The sequence below is a fragment of the Martinezella rhizogenes genome, from assembly GCF_000799715.1.
Lineage (GTDB): Bacteria > Pseudomonadota > Alphaproteobacteria > Rhizobiales > Rhizobiaceae > Rhizobium > Rhizobium rhizogenes_C.
Genome location: NZ_JUHG01000015.1, coordinates 198,880 through 214,573, shown reverse-complemented (window position 1 = coordinate 214,573; position 15,694 = coordinate 198,880). Strand labels below are relative to the sequence as shown.

The following is a 15,694-nucleotide window of genomic DNA, read 5'->3' as shown; positions in this document are numbered from 1 at the left end:
CATGTTTGATCCAACCCTAATCGCCAAATGCGCTGATCCCGACCTCAAACCTGCCATCGTCGAAAAATTCATCGCCGAGGCCGGCTCGCCGAACCCGCTGATGGTTGCAGTCAAATCTGGCGACCGTCTAATTCTTGTGCCTTTGCCGAAGACCAGTGAAGAAGCCATGGCGATCGTATCAAAATACGTTGGCAATGCGGTCGTTCGAGTTGGAGTCACGCAGTATCCAGCCGGAATCGGCGTGAAAGACGCCTCCGAGTTGAAGCCAGAGATTATGGACGCCTGCGAAAATATTCGGGTGGGCACCGCTTTGTTTGCGAAAGTCTATCGCATCGTTGTGAAATGGTACGGCTCATCGCCTCCCGAGGCGCTCGACGATGCCATCTTTGCTTGGAAGACTGGGTATTTCGAAGGCAAGTCCGTCTTCATGGAGCCCGACCCCGGAAAGCTCGACCCAGGCGCCTCGGCCCGCCAGACTGTCGATGGAGGCGATGGTCTCGACGTCCAGACGACCACGAAGAGGACAGAAGCGTCCGATCAGACCGATCCTTCGCGTGCCGATCCACGTATCGACCTTTCCAGAATCAATGGGACGAGATCAGCCTACGCCGAATAAGCGCAAGCCGGCTAAATAACGCCCTTGGCAAAAATGAAGCATCCGTAAGGGCCGGGGTCCGATGTCCTGACGATTGCGAGCGACGTTTTTGCGGTATCGTAGAACGCAAAGCACTCGAGCGCCGCCATCTTGATTGACCACCCCTCAGCTCGATCCACGACACTTTCTGCATTGTGGCAAAGGTCGGCATCTGTTTGTCCCGATCGCCGACGACCTGTGGGGCCTCGACGAAAGCGTCGACCGGATAAAGCCTTGGAGTTGCCTCCGCCGCACGTACAAGACCACAGCCGGAGATGCCGATGAGACGGCCATAGGCCGTATGGCTGACAATTGATTGGGCGGAATGATTGACATCGCAATGATCGAGTTGATCCCCAGTCCCATGAGCACCAAACCTTTCCGGCCGTGTCGCGTCCGTTCGCCTAACCCATCGACGTCTCCTGTGGCTGGCAACGCAAAAGTGCCATCGTTCGATTTATTGCGCCGCACAACATTTCATAACTTTACAAAGATATGTGTGTATGTGAAGTAACGGCAACACCTAACGATGTGAGCGTAGTCCAGTGACCAATTTGAAATTCGCCACCCGCCTTAACTCTTTCGCCTCGCGGCCACAGGCTGAATGGCCTGATCTTTCCGGCAAGCCGACAGTGATGCAGATGGTCGCGCGTGCCGCAAAGGTTGAGGGTCTGACGGATCTCGATCTCAATTATCCCGATCACGTCTCTGAAAATCCGCGCGAACTGGCGAGACAAATTGGCGATATGGGCCTTGCGATCAACGGCTTCGCGATGCGCTACTACACCAATCCGGCCTTCAAAATCGGCGCTTTCACCAATCCTGATCCCGCAGTTCGTCGCGAGGCGATCGATCTTACGAAGAAAGGGATCGATGCGGCGCGCGACGCTGGCAGCAACCTGATGACCATCTGGCTCGGTCAGGATGGCTTCGACTACGCTTTCCAGGTCGATTACGCAACCTTGTGGCAACACGAAATATCCGGAATTCGTGAAGTTTGTGAGCATGATCCGGACTGCCAGATCAGCATCGAATACAAGCCGAACGAGCCACGCTCCTACAGTCTGATGCCCGATTGCGCGACGACGCTTCTGGCAATCAAGGAGATCGGGCTGCCAAATCTCGGCGTGACCCTCGACTTCGCCCATGTCCTTTATGCAGACGAGCAGCCGGCCTTCGCCGCCGCGTTGATCGCCCGCTACAGCCGCCTTCTCGGCGTTCATCTCAATGACGGCTATGCCAAGCGCGACGATGGTCTGATGGTCGGCGCCGTCCACACACAGCAGACGATCGAGCTGCTCCGTCAGATCCGCAAGGACGGCTACGACGGCGCCATCTACTTCGACACGTTCCCTGACATGACCGGCCTCGATCCGGTTCACGAATGCGAGGTGAACATCCAGACCGTCAAGCGCATGCTTCAGGTCGTGGACCGCCTTGAGCAGGACAATCGCCTCTCCGGTGCGATTGACCGCCAGGATGCTGTTTCCGCACAGGCAGTCATTCAAGAACTGATGCTTGGCGCGAAGGCGTGAACTCCAACAATCAACGCACGCCGGACGGTGTGTAAATCCAAACCTCGGGAGGAACCGATGAATACATTTTTGAAAACAACTGTCGCCGCAGGGCTGGCCGCCAGCTTCCTGTTCGGCGCTGCCATTGCACAGGATCTGGCGCCGCTGAATTCGGACACAGAAAAGGACCGCATGGACTGGTCTCAGCTCGAGACCAAGTTCGGACCACTCCCGAAACTGCCGGAAGGTACCAAGGCAGGAGCCGTATCCAAGACGCTGACCAACGAATATTGGCGCTCGCTGGGTGAGGGATACAAGAAGTTCGGTGACAAGATTGGGGTCACCGTCGCCTATCAGGCGGCGCAGAGCGAGGGCGACCAGCTCGGCCAGTTGACGATTGCCGAGGGCATGATCACCCAGGGCTTCAATGTCCTCCTGGTCTCGCCGCAGACTGACGCCAATCTGCAGCCTGTCATGGAACAGGCAAAGGCTGCCGGCATCCCTGTCGTCAACGTCAATGATGCGGTTATCCCACAGGCCGAGCACTATGTCGGCAACGTTCAGCGCGACAACGGCGTCCGCGTTGCAAAGTGGTTCATCGACAATCGTCCCAACGGCGGCAAGGTTGCCATCGTCGAAGGCCAGGCGGGTGTTTACGCCGCTGTTCAAAGAACGGACGGGTTCAAATCCACGATCAGCGAATCCGGCAAGTTCCAAGTCGTTGCCAGCGTTCCCGGTAACTGGGATCGTCAGACCTCCTATGATGCGGCAACCAATATCCTGCAGCAGCATCCGGATCTGATTGGCTTTTATGCCAACAACGACGGCATGGCTCTCGGCATCGTCGAGGCAGTCAAGGCCGCCGGTCTTCAGGACAAGGTCGCTGTCTTTGGCACGGATGGGATCTCCGACGCCTATGCGTCGATCAAGGCTGGCGAGCTGACCGGCACCGTCGACAGCTTTCCTGTGCTGACAGGCGAAGTGGCACTTGAGGCCGCCTTGCGTCTGGTTGCCGGCCAGAAGTTGCCGCGCGTTGTCGCAACGCCTCAGGCGCTCATTACCAAGGACAATGTCGCCCGCTATCAGGGAGGAAGCGTCGATGTCCGCGCCGTGCTGATGGAAGATGCCGCCAAGGTCAAGTAACGCAAGATCGACAATCGTGATGCCGGCTATCCGTGGCCGGCATCTCATCGTCAAAGTAGGTGCTAGCAAGATGACCGAGATGCCCAGACTGAGATTCGAAACCATTTCCAAGTCGTTTCCAGGTGTGCGTGCGCTGTCGGATGTATCCTTCGACGTCGTGCCGGGTGAGATTCACGGGCTTCTCGGAGAAAATGGAGCGGGAAAGTCGACGCTGCTGCGCATCCTGTCCGGCGTCTTTCGTCCAACGTCCGGTTCGATGTTCGTGGACGGAGAGACTGTCGCGTTTCGCAAGCCCCTCGATGCTCGTGGCGCCGGGATCGCGATGATCCACCAGGAGCTGCAACAGGTGCCGCACTTAAGTGTCGCGCAGAATATGTTTCTGGGCCACCCGTTGACCACGGCAGGCGGCCTGTTCGTATCGAGACGGGAGCAGGAGCGTCGCGCCGGCGAGGCATTGGCGATGATCGATCCGGGTATCGATCCCTCAGCGCCGGTTTCGACGTTGAAAGTTGCGCAGCGCCAGATCGTGGAGATCGGGCGGGCACTGCTCGACAAGGCCAAGATCATCGCAATGGATGAGCCGACCTCCAGCCTGACGCCAAGTGAATTCGAGCGGTTGGCGGAGGTCATCACCAGCCTTTCGGCAAGTGGCGTATCGATTATCTATGTTTCGCATAAGATGGATGAGGTGTTCCGCATCTGCCAGCGCGCCAGCGTCATGCGTGACGGCAAGCTGGTTGGTCGCGTGGATATGCAGACCGCCTCGCATCAGGACGTCATCACGATGATGGTCGGCCGCGAACTGATGCAGGAGCAGCATGTTTCCCATGCCACCACGACGGTGAAGCTTGAGGCGCGGGATCTCTCCTCTGCGACGAAGATCCGCAATGCGTCATTCCGGCTCCATCGCGGCGAGGTCCTCGGCATTGCGGGTCTCGTCGGATCCGGCCGAACAGAGCTCCTGCGCCTTTTGGCCGGAGTAGACCGCCTGTCAGCCGGTAGCATTGAGATTGACGGAAAGCCTGTAAACCTCACCAATCCACGCGAGGCCATTTCGGCGGGCATCGGTCTGGTCCCCGAGGAGCGCAAGCGCGAGGGGATCATTCCGGTTCGCTCGGTCACCATCAATATGGCACTCGCGTCGCTCGGCAGTTTCTCGAAGGGTGGCCTTATCCAGAATGGCAAGTTGCGCCGGACCGCACAGGATCTGCTGCGCCGTGTAAACTTGCGGCCATTCCAGCTGGATCGGCCTATTCGCCTGTTCAGCGGCGGTAACCAACAAAAGGCGATCATCGCGCGTTGGCTGGCAAGCCGCTCGCAGATCCTTCTTTTCGATGAGCCCACTCGCGGGATCGATGTCGGTGCCAAGGCAGAAATCTACCACCTTATCGAGGCGTTGGCCGCCGACGGACATTCCATCATCGTCGTTTCCTCGGAACTGCCGGAAGTCATCCGGCTCTCCGATCGGGTTCTCGTCATGAGAGACGGGAAGATCGCGGCGGAGATTGCAAGAGAAGATCTGAGCGAAAGCGCAATCGTGGCGCATGCCATTCCCGGTGCCGACACCGGACAAGCGCCTGCTGCGTAAGCGCGGAAGACATAGAGGAACACGTTATGAGCAATTCACCCGCTGCTGCCGATACGAAGCTTTCGCCCTCCTTTGGCCGCTTCTCATTTTCCTTGCGAGACGCCGGTACATTGATCGGCCTGGTCATTATCATGGCCGTGTTTGCGACCCTGGTACCCGGCTTTTTGTCCGAGCGGAACCTCGTCAATATCCTGCAACAGTCCAGCATCAATGCATGTCTGGCGCTCGGCATGACGCTGGTGATCATATCGGGCGGCATCGATCTGTCGGTCGGTCCAACCGCTGCGATTTCTGCCGTCGTCACGGCGACGCTGCTGCTTGCCGGGACGCCGGTTCCGCTCGCTATTCTGGCGGGGCTTGCCATCGGGGCGGTTTGCGGTTTCATCAATGGAGTGCTGGTTGCCTATGTTGGGTTACAGCCTTTCATTGTTACGCTCGGAACATTGAGCACCTATCGCGCCATTGCCTTGATCTACACAGGCGGAAATCCTGTGCTGGGGATCCCCGCGGGATTTCGCTCACTCTTCAACGGAAATCTTTTGGGCATTCCGACCCCGGTTCTCATTGTCGCCGTTGTGGCGGTGGCTGCCTGGATCCTGCTCAAGAAAACCCCGATCGGTGAGTATCTGCTGGCAGTCGGCGGCAACGAAGAGGCGGCCTACGTGGCTGGTGTTCCCATCGCCCGCACGAAGATCACGGCCTATGTCATCTCGGGCGGGCTTGCCGCGCTCGCATCCCTGATCCTGATCGGGCGGCTGGGAGCGGCTGAGCCAATCCTCGGCAATCTCTGGGAGCTCGATGCAATTGCTGCCGCCGCAATCGGTGGCGCCTCGCTGATGGGCGGCAAGGGCAGCATTCTGGGAACGATCCTCGGCGCTATCATTCTCGGCACGATGCGCAACGGTCTTACGTTGATGAATGTCCAGGCGTTCTATCAACTGCTAGCCACAGGTCTTATAATCCTCGTCGCAATGATGATCGATCGCGCGACAAGGGGACGAGAATGAACACTGAAAGCTTCGACATGAAGGCCGTCGGCCCGCGCATCCGCATGATGATGCCACTGCTGACGCCACTCGAGGCAAAGGTTGTCGATACGGTCTTTGCCCTGCGCGACTTCAGCGACGACACATCTCTGAAACAGATCGCCGACGATGCCGGTGTCTCGGAAGCCATGGTGGTCAAGATCACCAAGAAACTGGGCTTCTCGGGCTATCGCGATTTTCGAACGGCAGTTAGTCAGTATAATCGCCAGCCCACGGCAGAAATGCATCAGGAACTGTCGGCCGACGATACGTCGCAGGAAATCGTCCAGAAGGTGTTCCGCACATCGATCAATGCTCTGGAAGAAACGTTGTCGATCCTCGACATCGAGGCGTTTGACAGGGCAGCGGATCTGATTCACCGAGCCAAACAGCGCGATTTCTACGGTGTCGGCGGTTCCGCTCAGATTGCACGTGACGTCGCTCATAAATTCCTGCGCATCGGCGTACGGGCAAGTGTATTTGACGATTCCCACATGATGCTGATGTCGGCGTCTCTCATCGCCGACGGCGACATCGCGATCGGGTTTTCTCATTCCGGCAATACCACTGCGGTGATCGAGGCGATACAGCTTGCTCGCCGTAACGGCGCTCGAACGATCGCCATCACCAACTACAATTCCTCCGCATTGGCGCAGGCTGCCGATGTGGTGTTGTGCTCTACCGCGCAAGGCTCCCCTTTGATGGGGGAAAATGCGGCGGCGCGCATCGCGCAGCTGAACATTCTTGATGCCGTGTTCGTGGCCGTTGCCCAACGCGACTATCAAGCCGCCGAACGTAGTCTCGATCGGACGATGTCCGCAGTCACCTCCAAACGAAAAGATAGACTTCCATGATCTCCGCGCCTCTTGTTACCGTTTTCGGCAGCCTGCACTACGACATCGCCGTGATGGGGCCGGCCCGGCCGCGCAAGGGGGAAACGGTGACCGGGACGTCCTGGCATCCGAAGAGCGGCGGCAAGGGCGGTAATCAGGCAGTGTCGTCGGCGCGTACGAGCGTCGCGACATCGATGATCGGCGCAGTCGCAGATGACGACTTCGGACGATTTCTGCTCGCCAATCTCAAACGTTGGAATGTTGACGATCAGTTCGTGCGACGCGACGCGACGCAATCGACCGGTATGAGCGTGGCAATCTTCGACGCTGACAGCGACTATGGCGCGGTTATCGTTTCAGGGAGCAACCTGACGCTTGGCGACGCGGATGTTGAGGCGGCGCGCGGTCTTCTAAGCAGGACGACAGTCCTGGTCCTGCAAAATGAAATCCCTGATGCGGCAAACGCCGCTGCTGCAAAAGCAGTGAAAAACTTTGGCGGATGGGTGCTGCTCAACGCTGCTCCCGCCAGAGAGCTTTCCGACACGCTGAAGGATCACGTTGATATTCTCGTCGTCAACGGCATAGAGGCTGAGATGCTCGCAGGTGTCCCGGTGGTTGAAACACTGAGCGGTGCGCTGGAAGCGGCGCGCATCCTTGCCCGCACCTACCCGGCAGCTGTCGTGACCGTAGGAGGCGCCGGCGTTGCCTATGCAAATGGCAAGGGGGACGAACTCGCTATTGAAGGCGTCAAAGTTAGGGTTGAAAGCACGCACGGCGCGGGGGACGAGTTCATCGGTGTTCTCGCGGCGGAGATAGCATCTGGTGCTGCGATGGAGGACGCACTTCGAAAGGCCAACAATGCTGCTGCGCGGCTGGTGGCCACGCCAGAAGTTGATCGCTTCTAACGATGTGACGGCGCAGCCACGTTGTTTTCACATCAAGGATCTGGGGATAGTCGCGTGGCAACAAGGGATCGCGCCGACTTACAAGAACCACGACTATCAGAACTCGCTCGGAAAAAAGTGGCCGCGGAATCGCTCCACGGCCAAGATTTGCACTTTGAAGATCAACGTTTGGAAGCTTGGCTCAATCCTGGAACTTCACGTTGCGCGTCAACTTGGCGATCGCAGCGAGGGTCTCTTCACCAGTCTTGCGATCACGCTGCCAAATGTTACGGCCCACGATGACGCCACGTGCGCCTCCGCGAATTGTACCGGCCACCGCTTCGATCGTCTCCGCCGGAGGACCGGAAAGCGGGCCGCCAGCAATCACCAACGGCACCTTCAATTCTTCCGACAGACGCCTCGTGCGTTCTTCGCCAGGGAATGCGATTTTGATGATGTGTGCGCCAAGATCGTAGGCAATACGGGCCACCTGTTCTTCCTGGATGACCACTTCCTCGGAGCGCGGTGCGCCCATGATAACGGGCTCCAGAACCAGCGGGATGTCCCAACGATCGCACGATGCGACCACTTTGCCGACGCGAGCGCACATTTGCACTCGCTCATATCTCGACATGTTCCATGGGAAGAGCATTTTGACGGCATCGACACCCATGCGAACGGCTTCCTCGACCGTCGTGATGAGGTCATGCGAGCCGCCGCCATCAAGCTCGCGGTATTCGTTGTATGTGTCGATCGTCAAGACGCGGGTGAGGTGGGGATGAGCCGCGAAGAATTTCTCGGTCTGCTTGACCTGTCCCGGTGTCATCATGAAGCCGGTCACGTCGTTGTTGGCCCACGCTGCGAACGGTGCCGACGGGGTTTCGAGACCTTCGATGCGGTCGAAGATTAAGCCGTGATCGACCGGCATGATGATAGCCGCACGATCGCTGGGCAGGGTACGACGAAGACGATATTCCATCGACATGAGATTTTTTCCTATCCTCTCGACGGTCCGACCGTCTTGATTGGTGCTCCTCCTTGTCTTGTCTGTTCTGTACGGACAAGACGGACGATACGTATCTACTCTTCGTTGATTTGGGGTGTCAAGACGAAACTCGACGATGGGTGATATGCGCCGTCGATGTAAGGGGACGCGACCGTGTCATCAGAGTGGGACGAATTGTCGGGCAGCCGGTGCGAGCCGCCACGCCATCGAGGTGCCGGAAAAGCGCCGCCCAGGAGCTTTGAATGATCCGCCGGCTGAAGAGCGGAAACTGCTACTCGCCGTCGCCTGCGCTTTGACCGCTCTCAGTCTGTGCTTCCGCATCGACCGAGATCGTCACAACGTCGCTTCGTACAAATGAGCGATAAAAGTCAAACACGCGACCTGCGTCGGAGCGGGACGTCGACTGCACGAAGAGGACCGGTGCGCCTCGGGCTAAGCCCAGATGTTTTGCGGTGTCGGCAGGAGCGCCGATCGCCGCCACTTCGCGCCTTGCCGCGAAGATCGAGAAGCCGGCTTGCGCCAGCGTCTGGTTCAAGGACGCCAAGCCCTCCAGCACTGGCTTACCAATGAGCGAACCGCCGACATCGGCTGGTAGGAAATTCGTAGAATGCATGGCCGCCTTGCCGTCAATGTGTCGGATGCGCTCGATTACAAATCCGTTCTCTCCCCGTGCAATTCCAAGGGATTCAGCGGCGAAGTCCGGCAATGGTTCGAACCCTGCGCGCAGAACTGCTGTCTCGATCACACGGTCGGGGGAATGCGCACCGGTTTCAAGGAAGCCCTGCGTCACCTGCAACTTCCACCGGTTCTCCGCAGGATCCGAGACAAACGCACCACGTCGTGGAACAAGCCGGATCAGACGTTGCTGCTCGAGAGCACGGAGGGTCTCGCGAACCGTCGACCGCGCGAGATCGAACGACCGGCAAAGCTCGGTCTCGCCGGGAACACGGTCGCCGACTTTATATTTCCCGGCCTTGATCTGGTCCTCGATGATCCGTGCGAGCTGAAGATAATAGGGTTCCGCGGATGCACGATCGATGTTCTGCATGACGACTCTCAATTAATGTCCGAACGAAACGTACACCAAAATTATGTGTGACGTCCATCGTGGGACCATATCGCGATTGAATCGTAGGCACCGAAAAAACTTTTTGCGGTGATCCCCTATATGATTTCGAGGCGGAGCGGACGCAGGGCAAGTAAGACAAGGTTATGTAATCTCTAAGGGATCGATCTGCCATCGAGTGCCAGGTGGATTGCGATCGATGCGGGATCGGCGGCACCAATCGCAAATTACGCCATTGACGCGTTGCTTTTATTTTTGTACGTACAGAACATACAGATAGGCTACCCAGGCGGAGTGAGTAGTTTGCTGTCGGCCCGCCGCATGGCGCCGCCGTTGGGACTTCCGACAATAATGTCGGATTTTTTGGGAGAGGAACTTTCGATGACTATGACTATGTGGCGGCCGGCCGTTGCCGGTGCGCGTGTGAGCACACTCGCGCTTTCGATTGCTCTTGGATTGCTTGCGGCCGAACCGGGACATGCGGAGGAAGTCACCCTCACAGTCGCCCTCGCTGCAAATCCGCAAATGGAAACCGCCGCAAAGCTCATCGATAACTTCTATGCCAAGTATCCGGACATCAAGGTCAAGTTTCAGACGCTACCGGAAAACCAGCTTCGCCCGACCGTCCTCAAGGATGTCGCGACGAAGTCCGGTCAGTTCGACGTCGTCATGATCGGCGCCTACGAAGTTCCCCTCTGGGCGCAGAAGGGCTGGATCACCAATCTCAGCAAGGAATACGTCGCCAAGGACACCACATGGAAGGCGGACGACCTTCTGAAGCCGATCGCCGATCTGGTGTCCTACAAGGGCGACATGTTTGCGACACCGTTCTACGGTTCGTCGTCGTTCATGTTCTATCGCAAGGACCTGTTCGAGAAGGCTGGTCTGAAGATGCCCGAGCAGCCGACCTGGGATCAGGTCGCCGAATACGCCGCGAAGCTCGACGACAAGTCCAAGAACGTTTCCGGTATCTGCTTGCGCGGCATTCCCGGTTGGGGCCAGAGCCTTGCGCCGCTGACGACTGTGATCAACACTTTCGGCGGCCGTTGGTTCAACGAGAAGTGGGAGCCACAGCTCAGCTCCGCAAAGAGCAAGGAGGCGATCAATTTCTACGTCAAGCTTCTAAAGGAACACGGCCAGCCCGACGCTGCGAAGGACGGTTGGCAGGAATGCCTGCAGCTCTTCACGCAAGGCAAGACTGCCATGTGGTACGACGACACGGTCTTCGCTGGTCCGGTCATCGATCAGGCCAACGCCGAAGTTAAGGGCAATGTCGGCTTCGCGCTCGCGCCGATCAAGGAAAAACCTGGTTCCGGATGGCTCTGGGCATGGGGTCTTTCGATCCCGACGACCAGCAAGCACCAGGACGCTGCCTGGAAGTTGATTTCCTGGCTGACGAGCGAGGAATACATCAAGCTGGCTGGTGAAAAGGCAGGTTGGGGCACAGTTCCTCCAGGCTCGCGTCAGTCCACCTACAAGCTGCCGGAATATGAAAAGGCAACGAAAGACTATGCCGACCTGACGCTCAAGTCGATCAGCGCGGCGAACCCGCTCAAGCCCACGGTCGATCCGGTTCCCTACACGGGCGTCCAGTATGTCACGATCCCCGAGTTCGAGCAGATCGGTGACTTTACCTCTCAGCAGCTTGCCGGCGCAATCAGCGGCCAGATGAGCGCCGATGAGGCGATCGCCACCAGCGAGACCAAGATCAAGGAGATCATGGAGGATGCGGGCTACATTAAATAGTTGAGCCCCGGCGGGCCGTTTCCTCCCGGCGGCCCGCCAAAATTTCAGTATCATTCATGCGGATGACAACATGACATCGATTTCGCAATCAAGCGGCTCCCTGGCGACACGTGGCCGCCGCAGCGTCGCAAAGGGATGGTGGGATCGGCTCCCGCTGCTACCGGCCCTGATTTTCGTGATTCTGGTCACGCAGCTCCCCTTCGTCATAACTCTCTACTATAGTCTGCTGCGCTGGAACCTGGTTTCGACGACGGCTCCCCGGTTCGTGTGGTTCCGGAACTTCGTCAACGCCGCAAGCGATGCAGTTTTCCTCAAAGCCGTTGCGAATACTGCGATCATAACGTCCTCGATCGTTGTGGCGTCCGTCGTCATTGGCGGACTGCTCGCTGCGGGCTTGAATAGAGAGTTTCGCGGTCGGACCATCGCTCGCACGCTCGCGATTACACCGTTCTTCATCATGCCTGTTGCGGCAGCACTTTTCTGGAAAACGGGTGTCTACGATCCGACCTTCGGCATCCTCGGCTGGGTCACCGACGAAATCGGTATCGGTCGTATCAACTGGATCAGCCAGTATCCCAAGCTGACGATCATCATCCTCACGACGTGGCAGTGGTCGGCTTTCGCGCTTCTGATCCTGTTGGCCGGCATGCAGTCGTTCCCGACCGAAGTTGCCGAGGCCGCTGAAGTTGATGGCGCTGGCCGCCTATACGTGTTCCGTCGCCTTATGTTGCCGCATCTGCGACCCTTCATCGAGCTGACCGGTCTGCTGGTTGCGATGTACGTGCTGGAGAACTTTGCTGCGATCTCTATCCTGACGAACGGCGGCCCGGCCTACGCAACGACCAATCTTTCCTACTATGTCTATCTCGAGGCTTTCAGTGCGTTCGACCTCGGACGGGCCTCTGCGTTCGGCATGATTTCGCTGGCACTCGCAATGGCTCTCACCATTCCGATGCTCCGGGTGGTCTCAGGCATCTTCAAGGAAGGGGGCCGTGCATGACACGCCGACGCCACAGCTCTCTCGATCTCCTACTGACTGTTCTCACCTGGTTCGGAACGCTGATCATGTTCGCGCCGATCGCGTGGATGATCCTGACAAGCTTTAAGACGGAGCAGGACGCGGTCAGCTATCCGCCAAAACTCCTCTTCACGCCGACGCTTGACCACTACCGCCGCATCTTCGAGAACGACTTCGTTTCTTTCGCCACCGTGTCCGTCATGGTGACAGTCATCTCGACGGCGATCGTGATCGTTCTTGCCGTTCCAGCAGCTTTCGCTCTTACGGTACGACCGGTACCGAAGTGGCGGGACGTTCTGTTTTTCTTCATCTCGACGAAGATGATGCCGATCGCTGCCGGTATCGTGCCGATCTATCTCGTCGCGCGTACGTTCGACCTCCTGAACACGTCGACCGTACTCATCATTCTCTACACCTCGATGAACCTGCCGTTGGCGATCTGGATGATCCGTTCGTTCATGGTCGAAATACCCAGAGACGTCTTCGATGCAGTCGAAGTCGACGGTGCTGGCCGCATCCGGGAGATGGTGCAGATCATTGTGCCCTTGATCAAGCCCGGCCTCGCCTCCACGGCGCTGCTCTGCGCGATCTTTTCTTGGAACGAGTTCTTCCTTGCAGTCAACCTGACGACGACAGTGAGTACGCTTCCAGTTTTCTTGCAGAAATTCCTGAGTTTCGGTCAACTCTACACGGCGCAGGTCGCGGCCGTTGCGACGCTCATCAACGTGCCAGTGGTTGTCGCAGGTTGGTTAGCCCAGAAGAGCCTGACACGAGGCTTAACATTCGGAGCAGTGAAATGAGCTTTGACAATTTGTTCGGTGGCGCACCGGGCGGCAAGATGAGAGCTGTTCGGATCACCCAGAACCATCAGATCAGCGTGATCGAAACGACTATTCCCTTGGTCGCCGACGACGAAGTCTTGGTGAAGCCTACCTGCTGCGGCATCTGTGGGACCGACCTGCACATCCTGAGGCATGGTTTCGTAGGGACGAACTATCCAGTCATTCCCGGACACGAGTTCGCCGGACATGTGGTGGCGGTAGGGCAGAGCGTGCGGAACGTGAAGGCGGGGGACTTCGTCGCCGTCGATCCGAACGTTGTGTGTGGGGAGTGCCGCTGGTGCCAGTCCGGAAGGCCCAATTTGTGCGTTCATCTGACCCCGATCGGCGTTGGTCGCGCGGGAGCTGCCGCCGAGTACGTGGCCGTCCCGGCCCGGAACGCGTTCAAGGTGGACGAGTCCATTGGTTCGGACCTCGCGGCCCTGATCGAACCGCTCGCCTGTGCGCTTCACGCCGTCGACTCCTCACAAGGTATCAAGGACCGACAGGTCCTCATTCTGGGCGGTGGGACGATGGGGCTGCTGATTGCAATCGCTGCCAAGCATTCTGGCGCCGGGAAGGTGACGCTAGCCGATCCGGCCGCCGCCAAGCTCGATATCGCCAGGACCGTCGGAGTGGACGCTGCCGTCCAGCCTGCCGAACTCGGTGCCGAGAGGTTCGATGTCGCCTTCGAGGCCGCCGGTGTGCCAGCAGCATTGAAGCAGGGCCTTCTACTCGTGGAGAAGACCGGAGCCTACGTTCAAGTCGGCGTCCATGACGAACACGCCGAAGCGTCGTTCGTGCCGTTCAAACTTTACGAACAGGAGCTCCGCTTCATCGGATCCAATTCCTGCGCGGGCAAGTTCGCCGCCGCCGTGGAACTGATGCCGGATATTCGTGACAAGGCCAAGGTTCTGGTGGGCGAGAGCTTCCCGGTGTGGAGCTTCGAGACCGCCGTCCAAAGCATGCAGGCCGGAAAGTCAATCAAGACCCAGCTCAGGTTTTCTTGATAGGCGCGTGTGACCAGGAGAATTTGGAATGCTGGTTTGCGGCGTCGATATCGGAACCACCAATCTCAAGGTTTCGATCGTTGATGAGACGGGAGTCTCCAAATGGACGCGGGCGATCCCCACGCCGCGCGTGGGCGTGGCCGCGGGAGTCGACGCGAAAAAGCTGCTTGTCGCCATCGAGGATCTGATCGTCGAGGGATGGAGTGAGGTAGGGCAGGGTTCTCCGTTTTCTGCCATAGCGACGACCGGCATTGGCGAAGATGGCGTCTGCGTGGATAGCGCGCTGTCGCCGCTCGATGTTGCAATACCATGGTATGATCGATGCGCGAGCGCAGAGGCCGTGAAGATTCGCGAGAGCAGCGCGGCGACAACGCGGGCCGGGATCGAGATGGAGCATACCCGAACCGGCGCAAAGTGGCTGTGGCTCAGGCGTAATCGGCCTTCTGTATTCGCCGGCGGTAGCAGATGGATTGCATTGGCGGACTACCCATCGGTCTTCTGGGCCGGTCATCCGTTCATCAGCGAGACGCTGGCTTCCCGGACTGGCTGCTATGACGTGGGACAGCGCGAATGGATTGCGGCGCTCCTTGAGTACTGCGGATCTCCCGACCTTCCCGAAGTGTTGCGGGCCGGTGATGTCGTCGGCTGCATGCGTGCCGGTCGTCTGACGTCGTCCGGTGCCGCCACGACGGAAACCCTTGTCGTCGCCGGCGGACATGACCACCCCGTTGCTGCGGCGCTGATCCAGCGCATAGACCCAATGGCGCGCGTCGATTCGATCGGCACGGCCAATGTCATCTACGGAGAGTCCACGACGTTTCCGCTGGATCGCTTTGACTGCTATCTGGCATTCATGGTGCCCGTCCGGGCGAAGATCGGCGTGGCATGCCTTGGCGTCTTCGAGTTTTCGTCTGCCGTCAAATCACTTCAGGCGCGGGGCGTTGATATTCGGGCCTTTCTGGCGCTCCCAAAGATTCCCGGCGCACCGGGGTTCTTCGCGCCGGCTTCTGACTTGCCTGCGGCCTCCGATGCCCGATCGGTGCTGGAGATGGCTGGTATCACGGCACGTACGATGTTCGATCATATGCGTTTTGCCGGTGTTCCGGACGGGGAGATATATGCAACGGGCGGATGGAGCAGATCACGCAGCCTCTTGGAATTGAGGGCAAGTATTTTTGGACGATCGGTCCGTGTTCTGAGTGAACAGGAACCGGCAGTCGTCGGGGCCGCGCTGCTCGCGGCAGAAGGCTTGGGGAAACCCGTTGATTTCAAGACAGGCGTGACCACGGAAACCATCGATCCGGATCCGCGGTGGCTTGCGTTCTATGAAGACAGATATCAGGCGTCTTGCGACGCCGCATGTGGTCAGGCGGACAGAAATTGAGGCCGACTGGTTTGCGCACACAAGG

General features: G+C 58.5%; 15 protein-coding genes. 12 read left to right on the top strand and 3 right to left on the bottom strand.

Going from position 1 to position 15,694, the window contains the following annotated elements; genetic code table 11:
* The first annotated feature begins 1 nt into the window (after position 1).
* Positions 2-616, top strand: a complete 615-nt coding sequence (locus EX00_RS21110) for a TraH family protein (protein WP_047462310.1) — start codon at positions 2-4, stop codon at positions 614-616.
* An 11-nt stretch (positions 617-627) separates the two neighbouring features.
* Here EX00_RS21110 and EX00_RS32045 read toward each other — a convergent pair whose 3' ends face one another.
* Positions 628-744: an RbsD/FucU domain-containing protein gene (locus tag EX00_RS32045; RefSeq protein ID WP_474089999.1), complete on the bottom strand. Its 117-nt coding sequence runs from the start codon at positions 742-744 to the stop codon at positions 628-630.
* Positions 745-1,188: 444 nt separating this feature from the next.
* Here EX00_RS32045 and EX00_RS21105 point away from each other — a divergent pair, with 444 nt between their 5' ends.
* From EX00_RS21105 to EX00_RS21080, 6 genes are all read left to right on the top strand, one after another.
* Entirely contained in the window at positions 1,189-2,169 is a 981-nt protein-coding gene (locus tag EX00_RS21105; RefSeq protein WP_047462882.1) for a sugar phosphate isomerase/epimerase family protein, read from the top strand.
* A gap of 57 nt (positions 2,170-2,226) precedes the next feature.
* Positions 2,227-3,291: a sugar ABC transporter substrate-binding protein gene (locus EX00_RS21100; RefSeq protein WP_047462308.1), complete on the top strand. Its 1,065-nt coding sequence runs from the start codon at positions 2,227-2,229 to the stop codon at positions 3,289-3,291.
* Positions 3,292-3,361: 70 nt separating this feature from the next.
* Positions 3,362-4,879 carry a sugar ABC transporter ATP-binding protein gene (locus tag EX00_RS21095; RefSeq protein WP_047462879.1) on the top strand — a complete coding sequence of 506 codons (1,518 nt, stop codon included), beginning with the start codon at positions 3,362-3,364 and terminating at the stop codon, positions 4,877-4,879.
* A 26-nt stretch (positions 4,880-4,905) separates the two neighbouring features.
* Positions 4,906-5,886: an ABC transporter permease gene (locus EX00_RS21090; protein WP_047462306.1), complete on the top strand. Its 981-nt coding sequence runs from the start codon at positions 4,906-4,908 to the stop codon at positions 5,884-5,886.
* On the top strand, positions 5,883-6,758 hold the full coding sequence (locus EX00_RS21085; RefSeq protein WP_047462304.1) for a MurR/RpiR family transcriptional regulator: 876 nt from the start codon (positions 5,883-5,885) through the stop codon (positions 6,756-6,758). Before EX00_RS21090 ends, EX00_RS21085 begins: the two co-directional genes overlap by 4 nt.
* A complete protein-coding gene (locus tag EX00_RS21080) occupies positions 6,755-7,642 on the top strand; it encodes a ribokinase (protein ID WP_047462302.1) in 888 nt (295 codons plus the stop codon). Before EX00_RS21085 ends, EX00_RS21080 begins: the two co-directional genes overlap by 4 nt.
* Before the next feature lie 181 nt (positions 7,643-7,823).
* Here the strand turns inward: EX00_RS21080 and EX00_RS21075 are convergent, their stop codons facing one another.
* Together EX00_RS21075 and EX00_RS21070 are read right to left on the bottom strand one after the other, a co-directional pair.
* Complete coding sequence (locus tag EX00_RS21075; RefSeq protein ID WP_047462301.1) at positions 7,824-8,606, bottom strand: class I fructose-bisphosphate aldolase; 783 nt, start codon at positions 8,604-8,606, stop codon at positions 7,824-7,826.
* A 292-nt stretch (positions 8,607-8,898) separates the two neighbouring features.
* The gene (locus tag EX00_RS21070) at positions 8,899-9,675 is read right to left on the bottom strand and encodes a GntR family transcriptional regulator (protein ID WP_047462298.1); all 777 of its coding nucleotides are present in this window, start codon (positions 9,673-9,675) and stop codon (positions 8,899-8,901) included.
* Between the two features lie 399 nt (positions 9,676-10,074).
* Here EX00_RS21070 and EX00_RS21065 point away from each other — a divergent pair, with 399 nt between their 5' ends.
* The 5 genes from EX00_RS21065 (at position 10,075) to EX00_RS21045 (ending at position 15,669) form a co-directional block, all read left to right on the top strand.
* On the top strand, positions 10,075-11,439 hold the full coding sequence (locus tag EX00_RS21065) for an ABC transporter substrate-binding protein (protein ID WP_052210839.1): 1,365 nt from the start codon (positions 10,075-10,077) through the stop codon (positions 11,437-11,439).
* A gap of 70 nt (positions 11,440-11,509) precedes the next feature.
* Positions 11,510-12,439 (top strand): carbohydrate ABC transporter permease, encoded by a 930-nt coding sequence (locus tag EX00_RS21060; RefSeq protein WP_047462290.1) that lies wholly within the window; start codon positions 11,510-11,512, stop codon positions 12,437-12,439.
* The gene (locus EX00_RS21055; protein WP_047462285.1) at positions 12,436-13,257 is read left to right on the top strand and encodes a carbohydrate ABC transporter permease; all 822 of its coding nucleotides are present in this window, start codon (positions 12,436-12,438) and stop codon (positions 13,255-13,257) included. Before EX00_RS21060 ends, EX00_RS21055 begins: the two co-directional genes overlap by 4 nt.
* Positions 13,254-14,285, top strand: a complete 1,032-nt coding sequence (locus EX00_RS21050; RefSeq protein WP_047462283.1) for an alcohol dehydrogenase catalytic domain-containing protein — start codon at positions 13,254-13,256, stop codon at positions 14,283-14,285. Before EX00_RS21055 ends, EX00_RS21050 begins: the two co-directional genes overlap by 4 nt.
* A gap of 28 nt (positions 14,286-14,313) precedes the next feature.
* Positions 14,314-15,669 (top strand): FGGY-family carbohydrate kinase, encoded by a 1,356-nt coding sequence (locus EX00_RS21045; protein ID WP_052210838.1) that lies wholly within the window; start codon positions 14,314-14,316, stop codon positions 15,667-15,669.
* The last annotated feature ends 25 nt before the right edge of the window (positions 15,670-15,694 follow it).